This is a genomic window from Mammaliicoccus sp. C-M13, from assembly GCF_022386845.1.
Classification (GTDB): domain Bacteria; phylum Bacillota; class Bacilli; order Staphylococcales; family Staphylococcaceae; genus Mammaliicoccus; species Mammaliicoccus lentus.
Map to the genome: position 1 here is coordinate 1 of NZ_JAJNHQ010000030.1, position 1,519 is coordinate 1,519.

General features: G+C 30.3%; 1 protein-coding gene. It reads left to right on the plus strand.

The window, feature by feature from the left end; translation table 11 throughout:
• Positions 1-66: 66 nt before the first annotated feature.
• Positions 67-1,419 carry an IS1182 family transposase gene (locus LQ615_RS13285; protein ID WP_064211822.1) on the plus strand — a complete coding sequence of 451 codons (1,353 nt, stop codon included), beginning with the start codon at positions 67-69 and terminating at the stop codon, positions 1,417-1,419.
• Positions 1,420-1,519 lie beyond the last annotated feature (100 nt).

Here is a 1,519-nt window from a genome sequence, read left to right on the forward strand (position 1 = left end):
AAAAAATACCAAATATTAACAAACTATTTTATAATATAGATGAAATTTTATTTAGGAGTTGATTCTATGTTAAATAAAGCTGAAGATAAACGTGACCAATATGAAATGATTTCTGTTTCAGAATTGGTCCCTAAAGATCATTTGTTGAGAAAAGTAGATAAGGTATTAGATTTAAACTTCGTTTATGAACTTGTTGAAGATAAATACTGTTTAGATAACGGACGTCCTTCTATTGATCCAGTTATCTTAGTTAAGATTTTACTTATTCAAAGACTATTTGGCATAAAATCAATGAGACAAACTATTAAAGAAATTGAGACTAACGTAGCTTACCGTTGGTATTTAGGGTTTAGCTTTCTTGATAAAGTCCCTCATTATGGTACATTCAGTAAAAATTATACAAGACGGTTCCATGATACTGACTTGTTTGAACAAATATTCGAAAGAATATTACAAATTGCGATTAAGAATAATTTAATTGATCACTCAACGTTATTCATTGATTCAACACATATAAAAGCTAATGCGAACAAAAATAAATATATTAACCGAGTTGTTAAAAAAGATACATTACACTTCCAAGAAGAACTTAATAATGAAATTAATCAACAGAGGTTAGCACAAGGAAAAAAGCCCATAAAAAATAAGAAAAAGGAGGAATATAAAAATAAGAAAGTCAGTACTACTGACCAAGAAGCTGGCTACTATGTTAAAGGTGAAAGAGAGAAACAATTTGCGTATAGCTTACATAGTTGTGTAGATAAAAATGGTTTTATAATTGATCAACATGTTACACCTGGAAATGTTCACGATAGTACACAGTTGAAACCTATGGTTGAAAGATTAGAAGCAAAAAATATGTTGCCAATCACATTAGCAGTAGACTCTGGATACAAAACTCCATTCAATGCGCATTATTTACTTGAGAAATCGATTGTACCTGCAATGCCATATACAAGACCAAAAGGAAAGCCAGGCATATTTAAATCCAAAGAGTTTATTTATGATGAATATTACGATAGTTACATATGTCCAAATGATGAATTACTTACTTTTAAGAGAACTATGCCGACAGGGCATAGATTATACAAATCTGATCCTACTATATGTAAAACATGTCCACTATTAAATGAATGTACAGAAAACAGAAACTATACTAGAGAAATTCGAAGACATGTTTGGCAAGACGATTTAGATATAATCGAAGATTTACGATTTGTAGATACTATTAAAAAAGCATATAAACTAAGAAGCCAAACAGTAGAAAGACGATTTGGTGATGCAAAAGAACAGCATGGTATGAGATGGACAAGATATAGAGGTATTAAAAAAGTTTCCATGGACACCACGCTTATTTGTGCTGCCATGAATCTTAAAAAGTTGGCAATGTGGCTAGTAAAAGAGCCACAAATAGCCTAGATTAAACGTAGTTTAATCATGATTTTAGTGGAAATTATTAATCTATACAAAAAAACAAACTGAACTTATAAATTTAAGTTCAGTTTGTCCACAGTCTGAG